Annotated in this window: 23 protein-coding genes; 22 read left to right on the top strand and 1 reads right to left on the bottom strand. The window is 42.8% G+C overall.

All coding sequences use genetic code 11. From position 1 onward, the window contains the following. The first annotated feature begins 14 nt into the window (after positions 1-14). The 4 genes from rplU to K1I94_RS03565 all read left to right on the top strand — a co-directional run bounded on the left by rplU (position 15) and on the right by K1I94_RS03565 (position 2,607). On the top strand, positions 15-329 hold the full coding sequence (gene rplU, locus K1I94_RS03580) for a 50S ribosomal protein L21 (RefSeq protein WP_223314433.1): 315 nt from the start codon (positions 15-17) through the stop codon (positions 327-329). A 15-nt stretch (positions 330-344) separates the two neighbouring features. Beyond that, positions 345-689: a ribosomal-processing cysteine protease Prp gene (locus K1I94_RS03575; protein WP_002900460.1), complete on the top strand. Its 345-nt coding sequence runs from the start codon at positions 345-347 to the stop codon at positions 687-689. 17 nt (positions 690-706) lie between these two features. Further along, positions 707-1,000: a 50S ribosomal protein L27 gene (gene rpmA, locus K1I94_RS03570; protein WP_002895619.1), complete on the top strand. Its 294-nt coding sequence runs from the start codon at positions 707-709 to the stop codon at positions 998-1,000. Between the two features lie 251 nt (positions 1,001-1,251). Beyond that, positions 1,252-2,607, top strand: coding sequence for a vWA domain-containing protein (locus tag K1I94_RS03565; protein WP_223314432.1), 1,356 nt, complete (start codon positions 1,252-1,254; stop codon positions 2,605-2,607). A gap of 97 nt (positions 2,608-2,704) precedes the next feature. Here K1I94_RS03565 and K1I94_RS03560 read toward each other — a convergent pair whose 3' ends face one another. Continuing rightward, positions 2,705-3,445 (bottom strand): hypothetical protein, encoded by a 741-nt coding sequence (locus tag K1I94_RS03560; RefSeq protein ID WP_223314431.1) that lies wholly within the window; start codon positions 3,443-3,445, stop codon positions 2,705-2,707. Between the two features lie 236 nt (positions 3,446-3,681). Between K1I94_RS03560 and K1I94_RS03555 the strand changes: the two genes are divergently transcribed. The 18 genes from K1I94_RS03555 to K1I94_RS03470 all read left to right on the top strand — a co-directional run bounded on the left by K1I94_RS03555 (position 3,682) and on the right by K1I94_RS03470 (position 24,615). After that, a complete protein-coding gene (locus K1I94_RS03555; protein ID WP_223314430.1) occupies positions 3,682-6,480 on the top strand; it encodes a glycoside hydrolase family 3 protein in 2,799 nt (932 codons plus the stop codon). A 284-nt stretch (positions 6,481-6,764) separates the two neighbouring features. After that, positions 6,765-8,726, top strand: a complete 1,962-nt coding sequence (locus K1I94_RS03550; protein ID WP_223314429.1) for a peptide ABC transporter substrate-binding protein — start codon at positions 6,765-6,767, stop codon at positions 8,724-8,726. A 123-nt stretch (positions 8,727-8,849) separates the two neighbouring features. Next, positions 8,850-9,707: a GNAT family N-acetyltransferase gene (locus K1I94_RS03545; protein WP_223314428.1), complete on the top strand. Its 858-nt coding sequence runs from the start codon at positions 8,850-8,852 to the stop codon at positions 9,705-9,707. 119 nt (positions 9,708-9,826) lie between these two features. Then, positions 9,827-10,729: a LysR family transcriptional regulator gene (locus tag K1I94_RS03540; protein WP_009660400.1), complete on the top strand. Its 903-nt coding sequence runs from the start codon at positions 9,827-9,829 to the stop codon at positions 10,727-10,729. Between the two features lie 3 nt (positions 10,730-10,732). Beyond that, the gene (gene lspA, locus K1I94_RS03535) at positions 10,733-11,200 is read left to right on the top strand and encodes a signal peptidase II (RefSeq protein WP_223314427.1); all 468 of its coding nucleotides are present in this window, start codon (positions 10,733-10,735) and stop codon (positions 11,198-11,200) included. Next, the gene (locus tag K1I94_RS03530) at positions 11,184-12,080 is read left to right on the top strand and encodes an RluA family pseudouridine synthase (RefSeq protein WP_223314426.1); all 897 of its coding nucleotides are present in this window, start codon (positions 11,184-11,186) and stop codon (positions 12,078-12,080) included. The genes lspA and K1I94_RS03530 overlap by 17 nt, the downstream gene beginning before the upstream one ends. Positions 12,081-12,195: 115 nt before the next feature. Then, entirely contained in the window at positions 12,196-13,305 is a 1,110-nt protein-coding gene (gene proB, locus K1I94_RS03525) for a glutamate 5-kinase (RefSeq protein ID WP_223314425.1), read from the top strand. 21 nt (positions 13,306-13,326) lie between these two features. Next, positions 13,327-14,589, top strand: coding sequence for a glutamate-5-semialdehyde dehydrogenase (locus K1I94_RS03520; RefSeq protein WP_223314424.1), 1,263 nt, complete (start codon positions 13,327-13,329; stop codon positions 14,587-14,589). Positions 14,590-14,591: 2 nt separating this feature from the next. After that, a complete protein-coding gene (gene proC, locus K1I94_RS03515) occupies positions 14,592-15,392 on the top strand; it encodes a pyrroline-5-carboxylate reductase (RefSeq protein WP_223314423.1) in 801 nt (266 codons plus the stop codon). A 65-nt stretch (positions 15,393-15,457) separates the two neighbouring features. Next, a complete protein-coding gene (locus tag K1I94_RS03510; RefSeq protein WP_223314422.1) occupies positions 15,458-16,420 on the top strand; it encodes an aminoglycoside phosphotransferase family protein in 963 nt (320 codons plus the stop codon). Positions 16,421-16,536: 116 nt separating this feature from the next. Continuing rightward, positions 16,537-17,667 (top strand): radical SAM family heme chaperone HemW, encoded by a 1,131-nt coding sequence (gene hemW / locus K1I94_RS03505; RefSeq protein ID WP_223314421.1) that lies wholly within the window; start codon positions 16,537-16,539, stop codon positions 17,665-17,667. Positions 17,668-17,670: 3 nt separating this feature from the next. Further along, positions 17,671-18,420, top strand: a complete 750-nt coding sequence (locus K1I94_RS03500; protein WP_223314420.1) for an acyl-[acyl-carrier-protein] thioesterase — start codon at positions 17,671-17,673, stop codon at positions 18,418-18,420. Positions 18,421-18,422: 2 nt separating this feature from the next. After that, positions 18,423-19,193, top strand: a complete 771-nt coding sequence (locus K1I94_RS03495; RefSeq protein ID WP_223314419.1) for a TIGR01457 family HAD-type hydrolase — start codon at positions 18,423-18,425, stop codon at positions 19,191-19,193. Then, entirely contained in the window at positions 19,186-19,815 is a 630-nt protein-coding gene (locus K1I94_RS03490; RefSeq protein WP_223314418.1) for a TIGR01906 family membrane protein, read from the top strand. The genes K1I94_RS03495 and K1I94_RS03490 overlap by 8 nt, the downstream gene beginning before the upstream one ends. Positions 19,816-19,828: 13 nt before the next feature. Further along, complete coding sequence (locus tag K1I94_RS03485) at positions 19,829-20,812, top strand: CPBP family intramembrane glutamic endopeptidase (RefSeq protein ID WP_223314417.1); 984 nt, start codon at positions 19,829-19,831, stop codon at positions 20,810-20,812. A gap of 169 nt (positions 20,813-20,981) precedes the next feature. Further along, positions 20,982-21,725 (top strand): DeoR/GlpR family DNA-binding transcription regulator, encoded by a 744-nt coding sequence (locus tag K1I94_RS03480; RefSeq protein WP_223314416.1) that lies wholly within the window; start codon positions 20,982-20,984, stop codon positions 21,723-21,725. Further along, complete coding sequence (gene pfkB, locus K1I94_RS03475) at positions 21,722-22,633, top strand: 1-phosphofructokinase (protein ID WP_223314415.1); 912 nt, start codon at positions 21,722-21,724, stop codon at positions 22,631-22,633. The genes K1I94_RS03480 and pfkB overlap by 4 nt, the downstream gene beginning before the upstream one ends. Continuing rightward, positions 22,630-24,615 (top strand): PTS fructose transporter subunit IIABC, encoded by a 1,986-nt coding sequence (locus tag K1I94_RS03470; protein ID WP_002902855.1) that lies wholly within the window; start codon positions 22,630-22,632, stop codon positions 24,613-24,615. The genes pfkB and K1I94_RS03470 overlap by 4 nt, the downstream gene beginning before the upstream one ends. The last annotated feature ends 80 nt before the right edge of the window (positions 24,616-24,695 follow it).

Genomic DNA, 24,695 nt, shown 5'->3' with positions numbered 1-24,695 from the left:
ATAGGAGGTGCATAATGAGCACATACGCAATCATTAAAACTGGCGGAAAACAAGTTAAAGTTGAAGTTGGTCAAGCAATCTACGTTGAAAAGTTGAACGCTGAAGCTGGTCAAGATGTTACTTTTGACGAAGTTGTTCTTGTTGGTGGTGAAAACACTGTTGTCGGAACTCCGCTTGTTACTGGAGCTTCTGTTGTCGGAACTGTTGAAAAACAAGGCAAGCAAAAGAAGGTTGTTACTTACAAGTATAAACCTAAAAAAGGCAGCCATCGTAAACAAGGTCACCGTCAACCATATACAAAAGTTGTCATCAACGCTATCAACGCTTAATTTTAAGGAGATTAAATGATACAAGCAGTCTTTGAAAGAGCCGAAGATGGCGAACTGAGGCGTGCAGAAATCACAGGTCACGCCGCGAGTGGTGAATACGGCTTTGATGTCGTGTGTGCGTCCGTTTCGACGCTCGCCATTAATTTTGTCAATTCAGTTGAGAAATTCGCAGGCTACGAACCAAACTTAGAATTAAACGAAATAGAAGGCGGTTATCTGAAGGTTGAAATTCCTCAGGATATACCGTCGCACCAAAGAGAAATGACTCAGCTTTTCTTTGAATCATTTTTCCTAGGAATGGCAAACTTATCGGAGGACTCTTCTGAGTTCGTCCAAACCAGAGTTATCACAGAAAACTAACACGGAGGAAAAACATTATGTTAAAAATGAATCTTGCTAACTTGCAACTATTCGCCCACAAAAAAGGTGGAGGTTCCACATCTAACGGACGTGATTCACAAGCGAAACGTCTGGGAGCTAAAGCAGCTGACGGTCAAACTGTAACAGGTGGCTCTATCCTTTACCGTCAACGCGGCACTCATATCCATGCAGGTGTCAACGTTGGACGCGGCGGAGATGATACTTTGTTTGCAAAAGTTGAAGGCGTAGTACGCTTTGAACGCAAAGGTCGCGATAAGAAACAAGTTTCTGTTTACCCAATCGCTAAATAATTAATAAGAAATCCCCATGCTCGGATAATTGAGCATGGGGATTTCTTATTAGAGACGGCACGATAAAGCATTTGTTTAATGATTCATGATGATGCTCATCAATTTTAGCATACAAACTCTGATAATATTCTAAAATTTTAATTTTTAGACTAATAAATATCTGAAATCGCTTGCAGTTCCTATTTTTTTATGTTATTCTATATAAAATAGATGCAATCATGTTTCTAAATCTAAAAAGATAAGGAGAAATTATGGAAAAAGAATCATTTAAACTTCCAGGCTTTTCATTGTACAAATTGAAAGTTGGATTAGCATCAGCAACTCTTCTATTTGCCTTTTCACAAGCTTCGCATGTTTTTGCAGACCAGATTGGTACACCACCTTCATCAAGCGGTATAGCAAAAACTGAAGCAGTAAGTTCTCCGATTGAAGCTGCTGGTGCTGAAATTGCTGCTGATACGACGAAACCTGTTGTTGAAGAATCTGCAGCGAAACCAGGGGATTTGATCGATGTCTCAAAAAACGTATCGCCTGTTGATGTCAAAGAAAGTCAAGAAGGCAATCAAACAGTCCGTGTAGAAACGTCGACTGTTGATGTTACAAAGACAGAAGTGGCTCCGGCAAAGGTTGATAAGGCGCCAGAGCCAATAACTAGACGTACTGAAAATACTTTATCTGGCACAGATGAAAATGGGAATCCCTATACGCAGTATGAGCGAGTAGATAAGACTACAACTATTACCTACACCTCAACGCCACCAACTGTGACAAAATCTGGTTCAGCTGATATTGTATTTGTTGTCGACCGTTCAGGATCTATGGGTGGCACAATTGATATTGTTCGTGCAAATATTAATGAATTTGTGCGAAATATTACTAAAGAGGGGATTACAGCACGTTTTGGCTTGGCGACATTTAGTGATGAAGTCTACGGTCGTAATTCTGGCAGCAAAGATGAAGATACGGTTCTAACACGGTTTGGGTCATCTTATTTTACAACTGATCCGGCTGAGCTCGAAAAAGCGTTGGCTGCAATTCGTATAGCGAGTGGAGGAGATACTCCAGAAACACCAACTCCTGCCCTGAACCAGATTATTTCAACCTATGATTGGTCTAAGTCATCTAAAAATAAGAAATTCGTCGTTTTATTGACAGATGCTGAAATGAAAGAAGACCCTTCAATTCCAACGGTTGCTGATACACTTGCTGCTCTAAAAGCTGCTGGTATAGAAAGAACCGTAGCGACGGTAAAAGCGATTGAGGGAATTTACAAAAATTTTGCAACAGAAGGCAGAGTGCTTGATATCGAAAATAACTTAGCTGATGCTCTAACAAAAGGAACCACTTCATGGATTGTTGAAAGTGTCAATGAAGCTCGTTACTATAAAATCATAAAAGATAGTTATCAATTCTATCTTGAGCGTCGTACTACAATGCCTATATCTACCGTCTACCATGTTCAGGCACCAACACTTTTGGCCAAATCAGAACAGTCTCTTCCTAAAACAGGAAGTAGCGAAAAGGCAGTCTATAGTGTTGTGGGGCTTGGTTTGCTTCTGGCTGGATTGGGGCTAGATATTAGTGTAAGAAAATCAAAAGAACAATAACCATCTGCTTATAAAAAATGAATTTTCTATTTGAGTGATTTTGAATAAAATAAATACCAGAAACGAAGACATACGTCCTCATTTCTGGTATTTTTCGTTATGGTGTAACTTCTTCGTCTTTTATATTGACAACGCCGTGCCAATTTGCATAATAGGTCTTTCCGTTGTAGTTGACAATGCTTTCCCTATAAAGATTGCCATACTCACCAAAGTAATAATAGTACTTGCCGATCTTATAAAGTCCGTTTTTATAAGGTGTTCCATCTTCTCCAAAGTAATAAGTGTATTCAGAGTAACTAACAAATCTGTTTTTAACCATTTCTCCGTAAGAATCAAAGAAGTATTGCTTGCCGTCAACACTGTAAAGATTGATGACCCTTCGTCCTTTTTCGTCAAAATAATAGACCTTACCTGTTGGGCTAGTATAGAAAGAGTTTTTTAGATTCGTCGGAATTTGTTCTCCTGGATCATCCCGAACTTCGTATATAGATCTATTAGGATCAAGTGCATAGTATTTACCCTTGTAAAGAACGATTCTATTTCTAATCCTTTCACCAGTTTCTTCATCAATAGAGCTAGGAAGGTCACGCTTAGGAGCTTCCGGAACCTTGATAGGTCCTGGATCATCAAAGATAGTAGGGTCGTCCTCAATATCTGGTACACTAGGATCGTAAATACCAACTTCACGTCTAGAAACCCAGTCAGGGATTGACTTGTTCTCCGCTCGAACTGTTCCAGTGGAAATCAAAGCAGCGGCTAAAGTCGCAGCAGAAGCGAGAGAGAGGCCCAACCAATAGCGGCGGTTGAACATTGCTTTGGTGTTCTTTTCTTGTCTCATAGCAAATCCTTTCTATGCAACTGTTACTATAAGATTAAAGAATCTCATTTTTAACAGTTAGGTTATGTTATTTCTATAAAATTATACCTCTGTAACATTTCTATAATATTGTAATATTATTTCATTTTTATAGAGATTATATTACTAATTGGTGATAAAAACAAACAATCATTAGATAATATGTAAACGTTTACAAACATCGTTTTTTATGCTATTATTATAGGGATGAAAGGAGAATGCCTATGATGAAAAGGTATAAATTGCTATTGGCGCTTGCCTTATCATTACTAGTTTTTTGGCCATTGGGAGCCATAAAAGCAGATTCGGTTAATCAGCCGCCAGAATCTGCTAACCAGTCTGAACAAGCAAGTGCAGCAGTTGTAACGGACTCTTCTGATAGTGGTGTAGGAGCTAGTGGCACGCCAAGTCAGGATAGTCAGATTGCTGCAAAAGCTCTGACGGTCTCTGATACTTCGGCAGTTGCAGGTACTGAAACGGCTGCTTCAACCCAAGAAGCCAATACTGGTAATTTAGTAGAAGATTCTGCCAAACCAACGACCGCCCAGTCTGCAGAAGTTTCCTCTACTGCCAATCAAGATCAAGGTCAGGCTGAGACTGATGCGCCGCTGGCTTCTAAGAGAGTCCAGCAGCTTGTGGCGGATATGACGCTTCGTCAGAAGATTACCCAGATGCTGATGCCAGATTTCAGAAAATGGCAGCAAGAGGGCCAGGCCTCTCAGTCTGATATGACGGAGCTGAATAAAGAGGTTGCAGAAGCGGTTGATAAATACGACTTTGGCGGAGTTATTCTTTTTGCTGAGAATGTGAAAGGAACTGCTCAAACCTTAGCCTTGACGCAGGCCCTGCAGCAAGCAGCTATCAGTAACCAAGCTAATAATGGCAAGTTGCCGCTCTTGCTCGCTATTGACCAAGAAGGTGGTATTGTCTATCGTTTGGGCAGCGGGACTGCTCTTCCAGGCAATATGGCAGTTGGCGCGACGCGAGATCCAGAGTTAGCCAATCAAGCAGGTCAAATTATCGGACGGGAGCTGTCGGCTCTAGGTTTGAATGTCAACTTTGCCCCAGTTTTTGACACAAATAACAATCCGCAGAATCCAGTTATTGGTTTGCGTTCCTTCTCTTCAGATCCTAAGGTGGTTGCCCGTTTGGGAACGGCTATGATGGAGGGGATTCAGAAATACAATGTTGCAGTAGCGGCTAAGCATTTCCCTGGGCATGGTGATACGGCGGTAGATTCTCATACTGGTCTGCCTCTGGTAGATAAGTCCTATGCAGAGTTAGAAGCACTGGAGTTGCTTCCTTTCAAGGCTGCCATTGACAAAAACGCTGATATGCTGATGACAGCCCATATTCAGTATCCTCAGATTGAAAAAGACACGGTTATATCTAAACAAACTGGGGAAACCATCTATATCCCTGCTACCTTGTCTGATGACATTATTACCGGCATTGTTCGCAAGAAATTTGGCTACAAGGGAGTGGTGGTATCTGATGCTATGGGGATGGATGCGATTGCCAAAAACTTCGGAGAATCTGAAGCGGCTATCATGGCAATCAAGTCTGGTGTAGATGTGGTGCTGATGCCAACCGTCTTACGTAGCAAGAGTGATTTAGCCAAGATTGATAAGATTATCAGTGATATTGAGCAGGCAGTTCAGAGGGGAGATATTCCAGTCAGCAGATTGGATGAGTCAGTGACCCGAATCTTGAATCTAAAAGAAAAACGGGGTGTTTTAGACTTTGACCCATCTGAGCGTACCCAAGCCAAGGCTGAAGCAATTGTTGGCTCAGAGTTAAACAGAGATACTGAACGAAAAATCGCTGCTAGTGCAGTAACGGTAGTTAAAAACGATGATACTGTTCTGCCCTTTAAGGTCAAATCTGGTGACAGGATTTTGCTGCTAGCGGCTTATGACGATGAAGTGCCAGGACTAGAGCTGGGTGTCAAGCGTCTGATAGCGGACGGAGTGATTCCAGCAGGTGTCACATATGAAGCGCTAAACTACAGCAAAACAACCAAGTTAGAAGATTTGAAAGGGAAGATTGACCAAGCAACTCACCTAGTCTTGATTTCTGAAATTGGACGTCAATCTCAACTAGCCAGCGATTTCTGGCTGACAAGAGTTCCGACAGAAGTCGTGGACTATGCAAATGCAACTGGAAAACAAGCAGCTGTCATGAGCATTTCCAAACCTTATGATGTAGCGAATTATCCTAATGCCAAGGCTATTGTAGCAGTTTATGGAAACAAGGGTATGGATCCAACTGAGTCCCTGAAGCCGGACAATGCCTTCGGTCCTAATATCCCAGCAGGTGTGGAAGTCATTTTCAATGGTCAAAATCATGTTGGGAAGTTACCGGTAAATGTGCCGAGTATCAAGGATGGTATCATGTCTGAGACAGAGGTTGCCTATCCTATCGGGCATGGTCTCTTTTATACAGATCCGGTTAAGGATATCAAAGTCAATATCCCTGCATCTGCTCAGCTAGATCAGCCTTTTACAGCTACGGTTACCCTGAGTGAATTAAACGGTCTAGAGAAAAATGACTACCGTCTTGCCCTTAAGATGGATAGTCAGCATTTCAACATCCTGCCAAGTCCTGACTATACCATCTCTGGCGATACTGTTCTGATTTCTAAAAAAGCCAATGATACCAATCCGGTTGAGATCAGCTTGAAAGGATTAGGAGAGGGTCAGTTCAGTCCAGTGCTTTCCCTGACCTTGATTGACAGTCAAGACAGAGAATTCAGCATGGGAGAAGGTTATTACAAGGAGCTTGTTCAGATTACTGCAGCTAGGCAGAGCATGGTTCCAGGTCAACAAAATCCTCCGCAGTTGAGTTCGCGTTCTGCTGATTCTGTAAGTCCTCGTCGGCAACTAAGTCTGCAGGTTACACAGGTTAGCCAGCTTCCTGAAACAGGAGACAGCAGTAGTTTGTTTTTGGCCTTGCTGGGTGCCTTGTTCTTGCTTGGATTTGTCTGCTTGTACGGCTTATCATTCCGAAGACTATAAGAAATAAAAGAATGAGCAAGCAGTGTTGAAGAGCTCACGGTTCTAATCATTCTTGATAGAATAACAAAAAGGAAGAATCCGCAGCAACTTTGCAGTAAAAGCGGATTCTTCTTTTTTACTTGGAAATTTGTAGGAATCCAGTAACGGAAAGCTTTTTGATCTTGCTAAAAGCACGCAGCCTTAAATATTTTACTCAACTGCCATCGGTTTACTATTTACTTTTTATACGTTTTTTGGTATAATAGTTCATGTTATAAAATGTGACATCAAAGGAGGTTCTATCCATGAAAGCATCTAAATGGCTGATTGCGACTGGAGTTGCACTGAGTGCCGGGCTATTGCTGACGGCTTGTAGCCAGTCTTCATCTAGCACAAATAATTATACTTACGTTTATAGTTCAGATCCTGACAGCTTGAACTATCTTGCTACAAACCGTGCAACGACAGGTGATGTCATTTCCAACCTGGTCGATGGACTTTTTGAAAATGACAAGTATGGGAACTTGATTCCCTCTATCGCGAAGTCATGGACAGTTTCTAAGGACGGTCTGACCTATACTTATAAGCTGCGTGATGATGCTAAATGGTACACATCCGATGGTGAAGAATATGCAGAAGTAAAAGCTCAGGACTTTGTGACTGGCTTGAAGTATGCAGCAGATGAAAATTCTGAAGCTATTTATCTAGTCCAGGACTCTGTGAAAGGCTTGGATGCTTATATCAAGGGTGAAGATAAGAATTTTGACAATGTTGGTGTCAAGGCTATTGACGACCATACTCTCCAATACACTCTGGCGCGCCCTGAGCCATACTGGAACTCTAAAACGACCAGCACGATTCTCTTCCCAGTCAATGAAGAGTTTCTGAAAGCAGAAGGAAGCAATTTTGGTTCAGTCAAGCCATCTAGCATCCTCTACAATGGTCCTTACTTGCTCAAGTCGCTGACTTCCAAGTCTGTGATGGAATTTGTCAAGAACCAAAACTACTATGACAAAGACAATGTCACTCTGGATAGCATCAAGCTGACCTACTATGATGGAAATGATCAGGAAGCGCTGATTCGTAACTTCAGCGATGGCGTTTACAGCACGGCTCGTCTCTATCCGAATAGCTCTGGCTTTGCTTCAGTCAAGAAGAAATATGCGGACAATATCGTATACAGCCCGCAGGATTCTACTTCTTATTACTATAATTTCAACTACAACCGTCAGTCTTACAATCATACTTCTAAAACAACAGACGCTCAAAAATCTGCTACTAACGAAGCAATCATGAACAAGGACTTCCGTCAGGCTATTAACTTTGCCTTTGACCGTACATCTTATGGTGCGCAAGGAAATGGTGAAGACGGAGCGACTAAGGTCTTGAGAAACACCTTAGTGCCGCCTACTTTTGTTCAAATTGGCGACAAGGACTTTGGAACCGTTGTTGGGGAAAAATTAGTCAACTATGGCAGCCAATGGCAAGGAATTGATCTTTCTGACGCTCAAGATCCTTACTACAATCCTGAAAAGGCTAAGGCGAAATTTGCAGAAGCGAAGCAAGCCTTGCAGGCTAAGGGAGTTGAATTCCCAATTCACTTAGATATGCCAGTGGATCAGTCTAGCACGATTGGAGTTCAATGGGCTAGCTCAACCAAGCAGTCTATCGAATCAGCTCTTGGAGCAGAAAATGTCGTCATTGACCTGCAAAAGATGAGCACAGACGATCTTAATAATATCACCTATTTTGCTAACTCTGCTGCTCAGAAAGACTATGATATGTCTACTGGTGGCTGGACTGGGGACTACCAAGACCCATCTACTTACCTTGATACTCTCAATATCAAGAACGGTGGAAGCTTGCAAAACTTTGGTTTTGAGCCAGGTCAGGATAATGATAAAATTAAAGAGCTAGGCTTGGATACATATACTAAGATGCTGGAAGAAGCTAATGCTGAAACCAACGATGTGCAGTTGCGTTACGAAAAGTATGCAGAAGCGGAAGCTTGGTTGCTAGATAGTGGCTTGATTATCCCGACTGTTTCACAAGGAGCAACACCGTCTGTTACTAAATCAGTACCATTTACAAAGGCCTACTCACCAGTTGGTGTCAAAGGTTCAGCTTACAACTTCAAGCTGACCCAGCTTCAGAAGGATGTTGTAACGACCAAGGAATACGAAGCGGCTAAGAAAAAATGGAAAGAAGAAGCTACTGCGGCAAATAAAAAAGCCCAGGAAGAACTTGCTGACCACGTTGAAAAATAAAAAACGATTCACTTATCGACATTGGGGCTGGATTTTTCCAGCCTCTTTTTGAATGGCTTGGTCTGGCTATTCGTGGTAGATTCGTGGTAGAATAGAAAGAAATACTGGAAGGAAGTGAGACGGATGCAAATAAGAATTTATAGTGCATTGCCTGAGAAAGAAAAGCAGGTATTGTTTGAATTAGTTCAAGAGTGTAATAAGGTAGACAGAGGCTATCGACTGCCCTATCTGGATAATAATTATAATACAGATCCTGAAATGCCAGCCTTTTTCGTGGCTGAGATGGGTGGCCGAACCATCGGTTTTTTATCAGTCTACGCAGATGAACCTGGCCAAGCTGAGGTTTCTCTCTATGTTCTGCCATCGTATCGCCGTCAGGGTGTGGCTAATCAGCTTCTGGCTGCTTTTGCAAAAGTAGCGGATAAGTATGAATTGACCGAGATTGAGTATGTAGCGGAGCTAGCTTTTTTGAACGATCAACCTGACTTTGCTAGGAGATTTGATTACCAAGAGGATGAAGCGGAAATCTGGCTGGCACAGCCTGCTCAAGCTTTTCCTCTAGAAGAAAGAGAAGGGATTGAGGTTTTGCAGGGGAGTTTGGACTTGGCTGAAGAGATTGCAGCCTTTCAGTCCCAAGTCTTTGAGACACCGCTAGATGTTGCCTTGAAATACGCCAGAGAAGCCGTTAGCAGTGGTTCCAGTCTGCTTTACATCTTGAAGAAAGATGGTAGAGTTGTAGCTTCTGTGTCGGTTGATACGGATTTTGGCACTAATTATTTCTTTGGCTTGGCAGTTAATCAAGATTTTCAGGGGCAGGGGCTAGGAAGCTATCTCTTGCTTGCAAGTATGCAGGATTTGAACGAGCGCAATGGACAGGAGTTTCAGATTGTCGTAGAAAAGCAGAATACCCGAGCTTTGAAACTCTATAAAAAGCTAGGCTTCAAAAAGATGACTGAGGTTGTCTATCTAAAAGAAAAATAGCAAATTTGTCTCAGATTACTCATTAACTTAAAAGGAGAAACCGGCTTCTTACAGCTGGTTTCTTTTGTTCTGCCTTGGTTTATGGTATAATGAGACGATATGTAAAGAAGGAAAATGTTATGAATATTCAACAATTGCGTTATGTGGTCGCCATTGCTAATAGTGGGACTTTTCGAGAAGCAGCGGAAAAAATGTATGTCAGCCAGCCTAGTCTGTCTATCTCTGTTCGTGATTTGGAAAAAGAGCTAGGCTTCAAGATTTTTCGTCGGACCAGCAGCGGTACTTTTCTGACTCGCCGAGGAATGGAGTTTTATGAGAAGGCTCAAGACTTGGTCAAAGGTTTTGATGTCTTTCAAAACCAATATGCCAATCCTGAGGAAGAGCGGGATGAGTTTTCTATTGCCAGCCAGCACTATGATTTTTTGCCACCTTTGATTACACAATTTTCTCAGACCTATCCAGAATATAAGAACTTCCGGATTTTTGAGTCAACAACCGTGCAGATTCTAGATGAAGTAGCGCAAGGCCATAGTGAAATCGGCATTATCTACCTCAATAATCAAAATACCAAGGGCATTATGCAGCGGGTGGAAAAGCTAGGTTTGGAAGTAATAGAGCTGATTCCTTTTCAGACTCACATTTACCTGCGGGAAGATCATCCTCTGACACAAAAGGAGGAGCTGGTCATGGAAGATTTGGCTGCTTTGCCGACTGTTCGCTTCACCCAGGAAAAGGACGAGTATCTCTATTATTCAGAGAACTTTGTCGATACCAGTGCCAGCTCACAGATGTTTAATGTGACGGACCGTGCGACTTTGAATGGAATTTTGGAGCGAACCGATGCTTATGCGACTGGATCTGGCTTTTTGGACAGCAACAGTGTGAATGGTATCACTGTCATCAAGCTTCGTGACAACTTGGACAACCATATGGTCTATGTCAAGCGTGAAGATGTGGAGCTGACTCAGGTCGGGGAAGACTTTGTATCAGTTATGAAAGAGTATTTTGCACAGAAAAAATAAAGTATGAAAAAAAAAATTATTATTCCTTTTGCAGTCTTGGTTCTTATTGTTCTGGATCAGCTGGTTAAGTTATATATTGTCAGCGGTTTTAAGCTGGGGCAGGTCAAGAGTTTCATTCCGCATCTGGTGAGTCTGACCTATCTTCAGAATACCGGAGCAGCCTTCTCCATGCTGGAAAATCAGCAATGGCTCTTTACTTTGGTGACTTTTCTGGTCATCGGTGGAGCTGTTTACTACCTCATCAAGCACCTCCATGCCTCAAAGTGGATGCTGGCTGGGCTGACCTTGGTGATTGCTGGCGGTTTGGGGAACTTTATTGACCGGATACGCCAAGGTTTTGTCGTGGACATGTTTCAGTTAGATTTTATTAATTTTGCTATTTTCAATGTAGCGGATATGTATCTGACCTTTGGTGTAGCTATTTTACTGCTGATGATTTTGAAGGAAGAAAAAGATGGAAGTAAGGATTGAGGCTTCAGTAGCTGGTCAGCGATTGGACAAGGCGGTTGCTGAGCTGACAGACCTATCGCGGAGTTTGGCTAATGAGCAGATTAAGGATGGCAGGATTTTGGTCAATGGACAAGTCAAAAAAGCCAAATACGCTGTCAAAGAAGGCGATGTCATCTCCTATGAGCTGCCTGAGCCAGAAGTGGTTGAGTATGTGGCAGAGGATATTCCGCTAGAAATCGTCTATCAAGATGAGGACGTGGCAGTTGTCAATAAACCGCAGGGAATGGTGGTTCATCCTTCTGCAGGCCATACAAGCGGTACGCTAGTCAACGCCCTTATGTACCACATCAAGGACCTGTCTGGCATCAACGGAGTCCTAAGACCGGGGATTGTCCATCGGATTGACAAGGATACTTCAGGACTTCTCATGATTGCTAAGAATGACCAAGCCCATGTGGCTCTGGCTGATGAGCTCAAGGATAAGAAATCCTTACGCAAGTATTGGGCTATTGTTCATGGAAATTTACCTAATGACCGTGGAGTTATTGAAGCACCGATTGGGCGCAGTGAAAAAGATCGCAAGAAGCAGGCTGTGACGGCTAAAGGTAAGTCAGCTCTGACGCGTTTCCAAGTCTTGGAACGTTTTGGTGACTATAGCTTGGTTGAGCTTCAACTGGAAACAGGACGGACTCATCAAATCCGCGTTCACATGGCCTACATAGGACATCCTGTGGCTGGAGATGAGGTCTATGGACCGCGCAAGACTTTAAAAGGACATGGCCAATTTCTGCATGCGCGAACTTTGGGCTTTACTCACCCTCGAACTGGTGAAGTGCTGGAATTTACAGCTGAAGTGCCAGATATTTTCCAAGAAACCTTGGAAAAGCTACGGCAAGATTAGTCAGGTTCATTCATTTTTAAAATACAAATTTTCCTCTGACCGCTTCAATCGCGGTCGTTTTTATTTTCCGTAAATCGTGGTATAATAAGACAATCTAGCAGTGAAGGAAAAGGAAATGAAAGCAAAGCGAATCGTATTTAAGGTGGGGACTTCGTCATTGACAAACGCAGATGGCAGTCTGTCACGCGCCAAGGTAAAGGAAATTACTCGGCAGTTGGCTTTCTTGCATGAGGCGGGACATGAGTTGATCTTGGTTTCATCAGGAGCTATCGCGGCAGGTTTTTCTTCTCTGGGCTTTAAAAAGCGACCGACCAAGGTGGCGGATAAACAGGCTTCAGCAGCTGTTGGACAGGGTTTGCTTTTGGAGGAATATACAACCAATCTTCTTTTGAAGCAAATTATTTCTGCTCAGATTCTTTTGACACAGGATGATTTTGCAGATAAGCGGCGTTACAAGAATGCCCATCAAGCCTTATCTGTCTTGCTGAATCGCGGCGCTATTCCTATCATCAATGAAAATGACTCGGTGGCCATCGAGGAGCTCAAGGTCGGGGATAATGATACACTGAGTGCTCAGGTAGCAGCCATGGTTCAGGCGAACCTCTTGGTGCTTTTGACTGATGTAGATGGACTCTACACGGCCAATCCCTCTAACAATCCAGATGCCCGCCGGCTTGAAAAGATTGAGAAGATCAGCTCTGAGCTGATTGATATAGCAGGAGGTGCAGGAACGAGCAATGGAACTGGCGGCATGCTGACAAAGATTAAGGCTGCAACACTTGCAACCATGTCTGGTGTTCCGGTCTATATCTGCTCCTCACTCAAGACTGATGCTCTGCTGGAAGCTACGGAGAAAACCAAGGATGGCAGTCTCTTTTTGGCCCAGGAAAAAGGTCTAAAAACGCAGAAGCAATGGCTTGCTTTCTATGCTAAAAGCCAAGGGGAAATCTATGTAGACCAAGGAGCAGCTGATGCTCTCAGAAATAAGGGAAAAAGTTTGTTGGTATCCGGTCTTGTGTCTGTATCGGGTAGCTTTGCCTATCAAGATACGGTGACGGTTTATGAAGAAGGCAGCGGAGCTATTCTTGGTAAAGGGCGCGTGCGTTTTGGCAAGTCAACTCTTAAAGATATGCTCAAGTCAAATAAACCTAAAGGTGTTGTTATTCATCGGGATGACTGGATTTCTTTGACACCGGAGTTGAATGATTTATTTGCAGAATTTTAGAAGACGAGGAAAGGAGAAGCGATGACCTCGACACAAGCAATTTTTGAAAAGGTTCAGAAAGTCAAGAAGACAATCAATACGGCTACAACGGCTGAGAAAAACCATGCTTTAGAAGAAATGTCAAAGCAGCTCTGGCTTTCTCGTGCGGACATTTTAGCAGCCAATGAATTGGATATGACCGCAGCAAAAGGTAGGATTTCAGATGTGATGCTGGATCGCCTCTATCTGGATGAGGAGCGGATTGCTGCCATGGCTGAGGGCATTCGCCAGTTGATTGACTTGGAGGATCCTGTAGGGCAAGTCTTGGAAAGGACCGAGCTTGATAACGGCCTTGTCATCAGTAAAAAGCGGGTGGCTATGGGCGTGATTGGGATTATCTACGAAAGCCGGCCTAACGTCACCTCTGACGCAGCAGCTCTGGCTCTAAAGAGTGGTAGCGCAGTCGTCCTCAGAAGCGGCAAGGATGCCTATCAGACAGCGCTAGCCATTGTCACAGCTTTGAAAGAAGGTTTGGCTCAGACGAAGATTTCGCCGGATTGTATCCAGTTGGTTTCTGATACCAGTCGGGCTTCCGCCCAGACTATGATGAAAGCCAAGGGCTATCTGGATTTGCTCATTCCTCGTGGTGGCGCGGGCTTGATTCAGGCGGTCGTGGAAAATGCGACAGTGCCAGTTATTGAGACAGGTACCGGAATTGTCCATGTCTATGTAGATAAGGATGCTGATCAGGATAAGGCTTTGGCGATTATTGAGAATGCCAAGACCAGTCGCCCTTCTGTCTGCAATGCCATGGAAGTACTACTGGTTCATGAAGAGATTGCAGCTGCATTTTTACCACGTGTGCAGAAGATGCTGGTGACAGAACGAGATGCTGCGCAAGAAAACCTTGTTGAATTACGTTTGGATGAGAAAGCGGCATATTTTATCTCGGGCTCGCAAGCTAGACCAGAAGATTTTGATACCGAATTTTTGGACTATATCTTGGCGGTCAAGCTGGTTTCTTCGCTGGAAGAAGCGGTGGAGCACATTGAAGCTCACAGCACCCATCACTCGGATGCCATTGTGACGGAGAACGATGCAACGGCAGCATACTTCACAGAGCAGGTGGATAGTGCGGCAGTTTATGTCAATGCCTCAACCCGCTTTACAGATGGCGGTCAATTTGGCCTTGGCTGCGAAATGGGGATTTCTACTCAAAAACTGCATGCCAGAGGTCCTATGGGGCTGAAAGAGTTGACCAGTTATAAATACGTCATCCAAGGGACCGGTCAAGTGAGGAAATAAAGATGAAAATTGGATTTATCGGTTTGGGAAATATGGGCGGCAGTTTGGCTCGCCTAGTTGCCCGAGATGAAAGATACAGAAGCGAATTACTCCTGGCCAATCGCAGTCGTGACAAGGCTGAAAAGATTGCTACGGAACTTGGTGGACAACCGGTCAGTAATGCAGAAGTTTTTGCTCAGGCAGAGGTGATTTTTCTGGGTATCAAACCAGCTCAATTTGCTGACTTACTGACTGAATATCAGGAAATTCTAAACAAACGGGATTCTCTTTTGCTGATTTCGATGGCTGCTGGTTTGCCTTTTGAGTTATTAGAAAAATTAACACCTAGCCACCATCGCTGGATTCGGATCATGCCTAATACGCCAGTAGCTGTTGGCGAGGGTGTTATTAGCTATGCCTTATCCCAGCAAGTGAATCAAGCAGACGAAGATTTGTTGCGTGAGCTACTGTCTTCTGCTGGTCTTTTGGTCAGACTAGAGGAAAAACAGTTGGATGCAGCGACTGCTCTTGCTGGCTGTGGACCAGCCTTCGTCTATCTCTTTATAGAGGCTTTAGCGGATGCGGGTGTCCGAGCAGGACTCAGTTGCGATATATCGCTTGAACTAGCCAATCAAACTCTCTTAGGCGCTGCCAAGCTAAGTCAGCACAGTGGGCAACATCCTGCCCAACTCAAAGACCAGGTCTGCAGTCCTGCTGGTTCGACCATCGCTGGTGTAGCTAGTCTGGAAGAAAATGCCTTTCGAGGAACGGTCATGGATGCCGTTCAAGCTGCCTACAAGAGGACGCAGGAGTTGGGGAAATAAAGAAATCTACCAGTTTTAAGCTGGTAGATTTTGTATAGGTTGGTAGTCAAATCAGAGGGGGAATTATGTTCTTTCAACAATTTGCAGATGAAAATTTTATCTTGAATAATCTTCATAAATGGTACGGTCATGATTGTCAGATTTCTCAACTCTCAAAAGGTAGTGAAAATCTAAATTATTTGATTGATGACCAGTTGGTGGTTCGTGTGCTTTATTTGGCCAAAAGTTTGCCAATTTTTTCGCAAGCCTTTGCGTATCTAGAAAGAGAAGTGTATTTTGTCAATACTTTATACGAGAACAAGTTAAATCCGCTTCGGTATCTGTCTTTTCCAGATGGGAAGTTCATTCATCGGCTGGATGTGAAGGATGGAAGTCTCTTTTTTCTGAAATATCCTTATTTAAGAGGTGAACGAATGACTTTCTCTTCCTATAATTTGACAAAACTTGCTCGAAAATTAGCAAATATACATAATTTTTCTCAGAGATATTTGATGACATTTGAAAGAGTCTCCTTTTATGACGACTTGATTTCTTCTTTGCATTTCAGAGCTTTTTCTTACAATCCTCAGCTTGAAAGAATCATTCCAGGCTATCAGGCATTGTGGAAAATATTTCAAGAGAACACAGAAATTTTGAAGTCAATGAAATCTGAGAGGGGGAATATTTTTATTCATAACGACTTACATAATGAAAATTTGCTGCTTTGCGAAAAGGAAGTAGTCATATTGGATTTTGGAGATTGCAGATATTCATTGCCTGAAGAGGATATTGGAACCTTGTTTTGGGGAATCCTGCAGAAAGTTGAAAGGTCAAAATATGAAGAAATGCTAGATCGTTTTTTTAAATATTATTCCAGACCAATCGATAAAACAGTTTGTTTTCGTTATGCCTTGCAGAGATTTTTAGATATTCATTTGTATTATCTGAATGAAAATCTAAAAGAAGCTGGCTTAATCAAGTATCAAAAAGAAAAATTCAACAAAGAAGAAGAAATGATTGATTTTCTCATATCGAAAATTACTGAATAATACTTGCTTAATAAAAATGTTTAAAGCTTGAAGCAGGGATTTGGCAATTATGATTTTAACCTTATTAATCCAATATTTATCCCGCTTGTCTTTGTGATTTATGTTATAATCTTACTATGCAAACCAAACCTACTTCTGCTTATGTGCACATTCCTTTTTGTACTCAGATTTGTTATTACTGCGATTTTTCCAAGGTTTTTATCAAAAATCAGCCGGTAGATAGTTATCTGGAGCATTTGATTGAGGAGTATAATTCTTACGACATCAAAAAGCTCCGTACCCTCTATATCGGTGGTGGGACTCCGACCGCTCTATCGGCGTGTCAGTTGGCTTTTTTGCTGGAAAAGCTGACAGACAAGCTGGACTTGTCTTATCTAGAAGAGCTGACTATTGAAGCCAATCCTGGGGATTTGGATCAGGGGAAGATTGCTGTACTCAAAGACTCACCTGTCAATCGGGTTTCGCTGGGAGTACAGACCTTCAACGACCGCATGCTCAAGCAGATTGGCCGCAGTCACTCGGAAAAGGACATCTATGAGAATATTGCCAATCTCAAAAAAGCGGGTTTTGACAATATTTCGATTGATCTGATTTATGCCCTGCCCAAGCAGACCATGGAAGATGTGAAAACCAATGTAGCCAAGGCCATTGCTCTGGACATTCCCCACATGAGTTTGTATAGCTTGATTTTGGAAAATCATACGGTCTTCATGAATCGGATGCGGCGGGGGAAGTTGCCTCTACCCAAGGAAGATTTGGAAGCGGAGATGTTTGATTACATTATTGCTGAGCTAGAAAAAGCAGGTTTTGAGCATTATGAGATTTCAAACTTTTCCAAGCCAGGCTTTGAGAGCCGCCACAACCTCATGTACTGGGACAATGCGGAATATTATGGTATTGGAGCAGGAGCGTCTGGCTATGTCGATGGTGTTCGCTATAAAAACCACGGGCCTATTCGTCATTATCTGCAGGCGGTGGAAGCGGGCAATCCCCGTGTGCAGGAAGAAGTGCTGACGCTGAATGAAAAGATGGAAGAAGAGATGTTTCTCGGACTGCGCAAGAAATCAGGTGTTTCTAAAAAGCGCTTCGAGGAAAAATTTGGTCTTTCCTTTGAAGACCAGTACGGAGCTGTTGTGTCTGAGCTGACTGAACAGGGCTTGCTAGTGCCGGACAGAGATATCGTGCGCATGACCAAACAAGGTCTCTTTTTGGGCGATACGGTTGCTGAAAAATTTATATTGGAGTAAATCATGGGCTTAACTTATCAAATGAAAATGAAAATTCCTTTTGATATGGCAGATATGAATGGCCATATCAAGCTGCCGGATGTCATCTTGCTGTCCTTGCAGGTATCGGGGATGCAGTCAATTGAGCTTGGTGTCAGTGACAAGGATATGCTGGAGCAGTATAACCTAGTCTGGATTATCACTGACTATGATATTGATGTGACACGACTGCCTCGCTTTGCAGAGGAGATTACCATTGAGACAGAAGCCTTGACCTATAATCGGCTCTTTTGCTACCGTCGTTTCACGATTTTTGATGAAGCGGGTGAAGCCATTATACAGATGATGGCAACCTTTGTCCTTATGGATCGTGATAGCCGCAAGGTTCATGCTGTTGATCCTGAGATTGTAGCGCCATATCAATCTGAGTTTTCCAAGAAATTACTGCGCGGTCCTAAGTATCCAGACTTGGAAAATCCTGTCAGCAAGGACTACCATGTGCGCTTTTACGACTTGGATATGAATGGCCATGTCAATAATAGCAAGTATCTGGACTGGATCTTTGAGGTCATGGGTGCAGACTTCCTCACGAAACATATTCCTAAGAAGGTCCATCTCAAGTATGTCAAGGAAGTTCGACCAGGCGGCATGATTGCTTCTAGCTACGACCTAGAAGGTCTGCAGAGCAATCACCAAATTTCCAGTGACGGCGAAGTCAATGCCCAGGCTTTGGTTACCTGGCAAGAGTTTAAACATGAGAATGAGGAAGAGTAGAAATGGCTTATAAAGGATATTTGATTGATTTAGACGGGACGATTTATAAGGGCAAGAGCCGGATTCCGGCTGGTGAAGCTTTTGTGCATGAGCTGCAGAAGCGCAAGATTCCCTATCTTTTCGTGACCAATAATACCACGCGAACGCCAGAAGCAGTGCAGACCATGCTGGCTGCAAACTTCAATATTGAGACACCGCTTGAAACTATTTACACAGCTACTTTAGCTACCATCGATTATATGCAGGAGAAAAATCTGGGCAAGAAAGCTTACGTTATTGGTGATGTTGGTCTTAAACATGCTATTGAAGAAGCTGGATATATAGAAGACACAGAAAATCCAGACTATGTAGTAGTGGGCCTGGACTGGGAAGTGGACTATGAGAAGCTGACAATAGCGACTCTGGCTATTCAAAAGGGTGCTCACTTTATCGGGACCAATCCTGATCTCAATATTCCGACGGAGCGCGGTCTGCAGCCGGGAGCAGGTGCTATCATCGCCCTCTTGGAAGCAGCCACTCGGGTTGAACCGACCTTTATCGGCAAGCCCAATGCCATCATCATGGAAAAAGCAATAGAGCATCTAGGGTTGGCGCGTGAAGAAGTGGTTATGGTGGGTGATAACTATCTGACAGATATTCGAGCGGGAATTGACAACGGCATTCCGACCCTCTTGGTTACAACAGGTTTTACTCTGCCAGAAGAGGTGCCCAATCTGCCTATCCAACCGACGCATGTCTTGTCCAGTCTAGCGGAGTGGGACTTTGATGCGTGATAAATTGAGATTTTTAACTAGCGTTTTGTGCTTGTTGGCAGCAGCGATATTGCTAACCATTTATCTGGCTTGGTTCTTATACCCAATGGAGATTTCTTATTTCAACTTGCCGGATAAGGTGTATTTGAAAGCAGAGACCATTCAGTATAATTTTAATATTTTGATGGATTACCTGACCAATCCTTTTAGTCAGAAATTAGCGATGCCGGATTTTCGCTCGTCGGCAGCTGGATTGCATCATTTTCAGGTGGTCAAGTATCTTTTTCACTTGGCGCAAGTTATTTTTCTAATAACTTTGCCGGCCTTTATCTTCTTTATCAAAAAAGTGGTTAAAAAGGGATTTTTAGGTCTCTACAGACGGGCTTTTCTGGCTATTAGTCTTTTGCCACTTGTCTTTGTTGGATTGGCTTTTATGATTGGCTTTAACAATTTTTTCACACTCTTTCATCAAGTTCTCTTTGCAGGAGACAATACCTGGATGTTTGACCCGGCCAAGGATCCAGTCATTTGGATTCTGCCAGAAGAATTTTTCATGCACGCCTTTATTCTTTTTGCTTTGCTTTATGAGGGCATCTTTTTGACCTTGTATTTCCTAAGCAGAAAGGATAAAGAGCAAACTTAAAACAGGAGATTTTATGTATTATATACCCGAACCTTTAAATCCTAAAAAAGATCTAGGACGATTTTCAGCGACTTGCTTTACTTATTTATGGGTTATGCTTGCTGCTGTCTTCATTTACGTATTTGTTGCTTTTTTTGTCATCATGCCAGGACAAGGTATGGACATTCAAAAGACGCAAGACATTGTCACCAAATTTATGGAAAAGGACGGCGGAGCCTATATTCTAGCTTCCTGTCTCGGTGTTCTTACTTTCACGGTGTCTCGAGGAAAGCAGCTCTTTAAATACGACCTTCGTCGCAAGGGGCGGAAGATGACTCCTAAAGTTTTCTTTTATATGATTTGCTTCCTTTTATTCGCCCAAATGTTTACAGCTGTTGTCAATCAGATAATGCAGGCTATCATGCAACTCTTCAATCTAGATCTTTCTAGTATGGAATCAGGAGGCGGCGGTTCTGAAACACTAACCATGTTGATTTATTCATCCTTGATGGCTCCGGTTACGGAGGAAATTATTTTCAGAGGTGCTGGATTAAGAGCGTTAGAGAAGCATGGAAAGATTTTTGCCATTCTTCTGACTGCGATTTTGTTTGGTCTCTTTCATGAAAATCTTTATCAGTTTTATTTTGCTAGTTTGATTGGTTTAGGTTTTGGCTATATCGCTTTTGAGTATTCGATTATCTGGTCTATCATTTTTCATGCTCTCAATAACTTTGTCATAGCAGAAGGTATAGCTTTTCTTTCAAAAAAAGCTCCAGATCCTATTGTTAACATCGTTTTTTACGGCCTATTAATCGCTGGCAGTACAGTATTTCTTTTGCTCTTAATCTTGAAATGGCCAAAATTTAAGGAATACATTGACACAAATCGTTCGCTCCCAGGGACCTACCGACAGGCTTTTAAGTCAGTCTGGTTCTGGGTTCTGGTTGTGTTTACTTTTCTTGGAACTTTTCTGCCTGTCATGGCAGCCTATCTTGTATCCTTGATCAATAATAGCTAATTGCCTTTTATTTGGCAGTTATGCAACGATATGTAAGGAGTTGGATATAGTCCAGCTCTTTTTTGTTCGATAAAAAGATAGAAAATGAAAGATTTTGACAGAAAGTGCTTGACATTGAAAATTAAAGAGGTATAATAATAATCGTAAACGATTCCAAAGGAGGTGCTTTATGCTGAAGTCGGAAAGAAAGCAAGTTATTCTAGAGACAGTCATAAGAGAAAAATTTGTTTCCTTAGACTATCTAGTACATGCTTTAAACACTTCAGAATCAACTATCAGAAGAGATTTGGATGAACTGGAGAGCGAGCATAAACTGCGACGAGTTCATGGTGGAGCCGAAAGTTTTCATTTTCTGCAGGAAGAGGAGAGTAATCAGGAAAAATCTATCAAAAGCATTCAAGAAAAGACAGCTATTGCCAAGATGGCCGCAAGCTTGATTCAAGAGCATGATGTGATTTTTATTGATGCGGGGACAACCAATGAGCTTTTAGTCAATGAGCTGCATGACCCTAGAGTGACAGTTGTCACCAACTCCATTCACCATGCGACAAAGTTGGTAGAGCGTAATATTCCGACGGTCATTATCGGCGGAAAGGTCAAGCGTTCAACGGATGCCAGCATTGGCGGTGTGGCTCTGAATCAAATCGGTCAGTTGAATTTCGATAAAGCCTTTATTGGAATGAATGGCATTGACGATGGCTTCTTTACCACTCCAGATATGGAAGAAGGAGCTGTCAAAAGAGCGATTTTGGAGAATGCTAAGAAAACTTATATCTTGGCTGATCTTTCTAAACTAGGACAGACGTCCTTTGTCAAGGTTGCTCCTCTTGCCAAAGCAAGCATTATTACTAATCAAAATGAATCAGAAGTGATTCAAGCGCTCAAAGAAAAAACGGAGGTGATTGAAGTATGATTTATACTGTCACACTAAACCCTTCCATCGACTATATTGTCCGTCTGGACAAGGTCTTTATAGGAAGCGTCAATCGGATGGACAGTGACGATAAATTCGCTGGCGGGAAGGGAATCAACGTTAGCCGAGTTCTCAAACGTCTAGGCATCGAGAATACAGCGACTGGCTTTATCGGTGGTTTTACTGGCAAGTTCATCACAGATACTCTGGAAGAGGAAGGAATCTCAAGCCATTTTGTAGAAGTTGAGCAGGATACTCGTATCAATGTCAAAATTAAAGCAGATGCTGAGACAGAAATTAACGGACCTGGTCCAGAAATTTCCAGTCAGAAACTAGAAGAACTTGAGAAGTTCCTTTCTTCTCTGACTTCAGAAGATACGGTAGTCTTCGCAGGCAGCAGTCCTAAAAATCTAGGAAATGTTGTTTACAAGGATCTAATTGGCTTAACCAGAAAGACGGGAGCTCAAGTCGTCTGTGACTTTGAAGGTCAGACACTGCTGGATTCTTTAGAGTTTGAGCCGCTCTTGGTCAAACCTAACAACCACGAACTAGGTGATATTTTCGGAGTCAAGCTCGAAAGCTTGGATGAGATTGAGAGCTATGCCCGTCAAATCTTAGACAAGGGTGCCCAGCATGTGATTATTTCCATGGCTGGTGATGGTGCCTTGCTGGTAACTAGTGATGGTGCCTATTTCGCTAAACCTATCAAGGGCAATGTGAAAAATTCTGTTGGTGCTGGCGACTCTATGGTGGCTGGATTTACCGGAGAGTTTGTCCGCTCTGGCGATGTTATTCAAGCTTTCAAATGGGGAGTGGCCTGCGGAACGGCAACCACCTTCTCAGATGATTTAGCGACAGCTGATTATATAAAAGAAATCTATGAAAAAGTAGAGGTAGAAAAAATATGAAAATTCAAGACTTACTAAGAAAAGATGTGATGTTGCTAGACTTGCAGGCAACAGAGAAAAATGCTGTTATCGAAGAAATGATTCAGAGCCTAGTGGATCATGGCTATGTAACAGACTTCGATACTTTCAAAGAAGGGATTTTGGCTCGTGAAGCCTTGACTTCTACAGGCTTGGGTGATGGAATCGCTATGCCTCACAGCAAAAATACTGCAGTGAAAGAAGCGACTGTACTTTTTGCCAAATCAAATAAAGGCGTAGATTATGAAAGTTTGGATGGCCAACCAACTGATCTTTTCTTCATGATTGCAGCTCCAGAAGGTGCTAACGATACTCACTTGGCTGCCTTGGCTGAATTGTCCCAATACCTGATGAAGGATGGTTTTGCGGATAAACTGCGTCAAGTGACTTCGCCTGATCAGGTGATTGAGCTCTTTGACCAAGCTTCGGAAAAAGCGGAAGAACCTGCTGTTGTCGAACCTGCCAATGAGGGGGGAGACTTCCTTGTAGCTGTAACAGCTTGTACGACAGGGATTGCACACACCTACATGGCTCAAGAGGCTTTACAGAAGGTTGCAGCTGAAATGGGTGTCGGCATCAAGGTTGAAACCAACGGTGCTAGTGGTGTTGGGAATAAGCTGACAGCAGAAGATATCAAAAATGCCAAAGCTGTTATCATCGCTGCTGATAAAGCGGTAGAGATGAATCGTTTTGATGGCAAGCCGTTAATTAAACGACCTGTTGCGGATGGTATTCGTAAGACGGAAGAACTAATCAATCAGGCTCTTTCAGGAAATGCTGAAATTTACAAGGCAGCCAATGGTGGCGGTACGGCAGAATCCGGCGATGAGAAACTTAGCCTGGGAGCTGCTTTCTACAAGCACTTGATGAGCGGTGTTTCCCAAATGTTGCCATTCGTTATCGGTGGCGGGATTATGATTGCTATCTCATTCTTGCTCGATCAAGGGGTTCCTAAAGATCAGTTGAGTCACTTGGGGAATTATAATGGTTTGTCAGCTCTCTTCAATCAGATTGGTGGAGCAGCCTTTGGCTTCATGGTTCCTGTATTAGCTGCTTATATTGCATATTCCATTGCTGAAAAACCTGGATTGGTGGCTGGTTTTGTGGCAGGTGCAATTGCTAAAGCAGGTATTGCTTATGGAAATATTCCAGTATACAAAGAACTTGCAAATAAAACTCCGGAACAAGCTGAAGCAATTTTGAAATCGCTAGCTGAATCCCAAGTTTCATCTGGTTTCCTAGGAGCTTTGGTAGGCGGTTTCTTAGCTGGTGGTATCGTACTATTGCTTAGAAAATACATCAAAGTTCCTCGTTCACTTGAAGGTGTTAAATCTATTCTTCTTCTCCCTTTGTTAGGTGTTGCTCTTACCGGATTTGCTATGTTGGCAGTAAACATTCCTATGTCAGCGATTAATACAGCTCTTAATGACTTCCTTATGAGCTTGAGTGGTACATCAGCAGTTATTCTTGGACTTCTGGTAGGAGGAATGATGGCTGTCGATATGGGGGGGCCTGTTAATAAGGCTGCTTATACTGTGGGTACTCTTTCTTTGGCTGAATCATTGACAAGTGGTGGTTCAACTGTTATGGCGGCTGTTATGGCAGCTGGTATGGTTCCGCCTTTAGCAGTGTTTGTAGCAACAGTTCTTTTCAAAAATAAATTTACAGAAGAAGAGCGTGACTCTGGAATTACCAACATCGTTATGGGACTATCTTTCATCACAGAAGGAGCGATTCCTTTTGGAGCTGCTGACCCAGCCCGTGCTATTCCAAGCTTTATCGTAGGTTCAGCTCTAACAGGTGCTCTTGTAGGATTGTCAGGTATCAAACTCATGGCTCCTCACGGAGGAATCTTCGTTATCGGTTTGACAAACAATCCAATCCTTTACTTGGTATATGTATTGATTGGTGCAGTAGTCAGCGGTATTATCTTTGGTTACCTGCGCAAACCACTTAAAAAATAATATTTAAAGAATCTCGCTTGTCAGTGAGATTCTTTTTTGTGTATTCTGGCCTGCAAATTTTAGCATGGAAACTTCGCTCG

Source organism: Streptococcus sanguinis, assembly GCF_019929145.1.
GTDB classification, from domain to species: domain Bacteria; phylum Bacillota; class Bacilli; order Lactobacillales; family Streptococcaceae; genus Streptococcus; species Streptococcus sanguinis_U.
The sequence above is the reverse complement of the archived record's forward strand: the minus strand, read 5'-3'. Positions and strand labels throughout refer to the sequence as shown.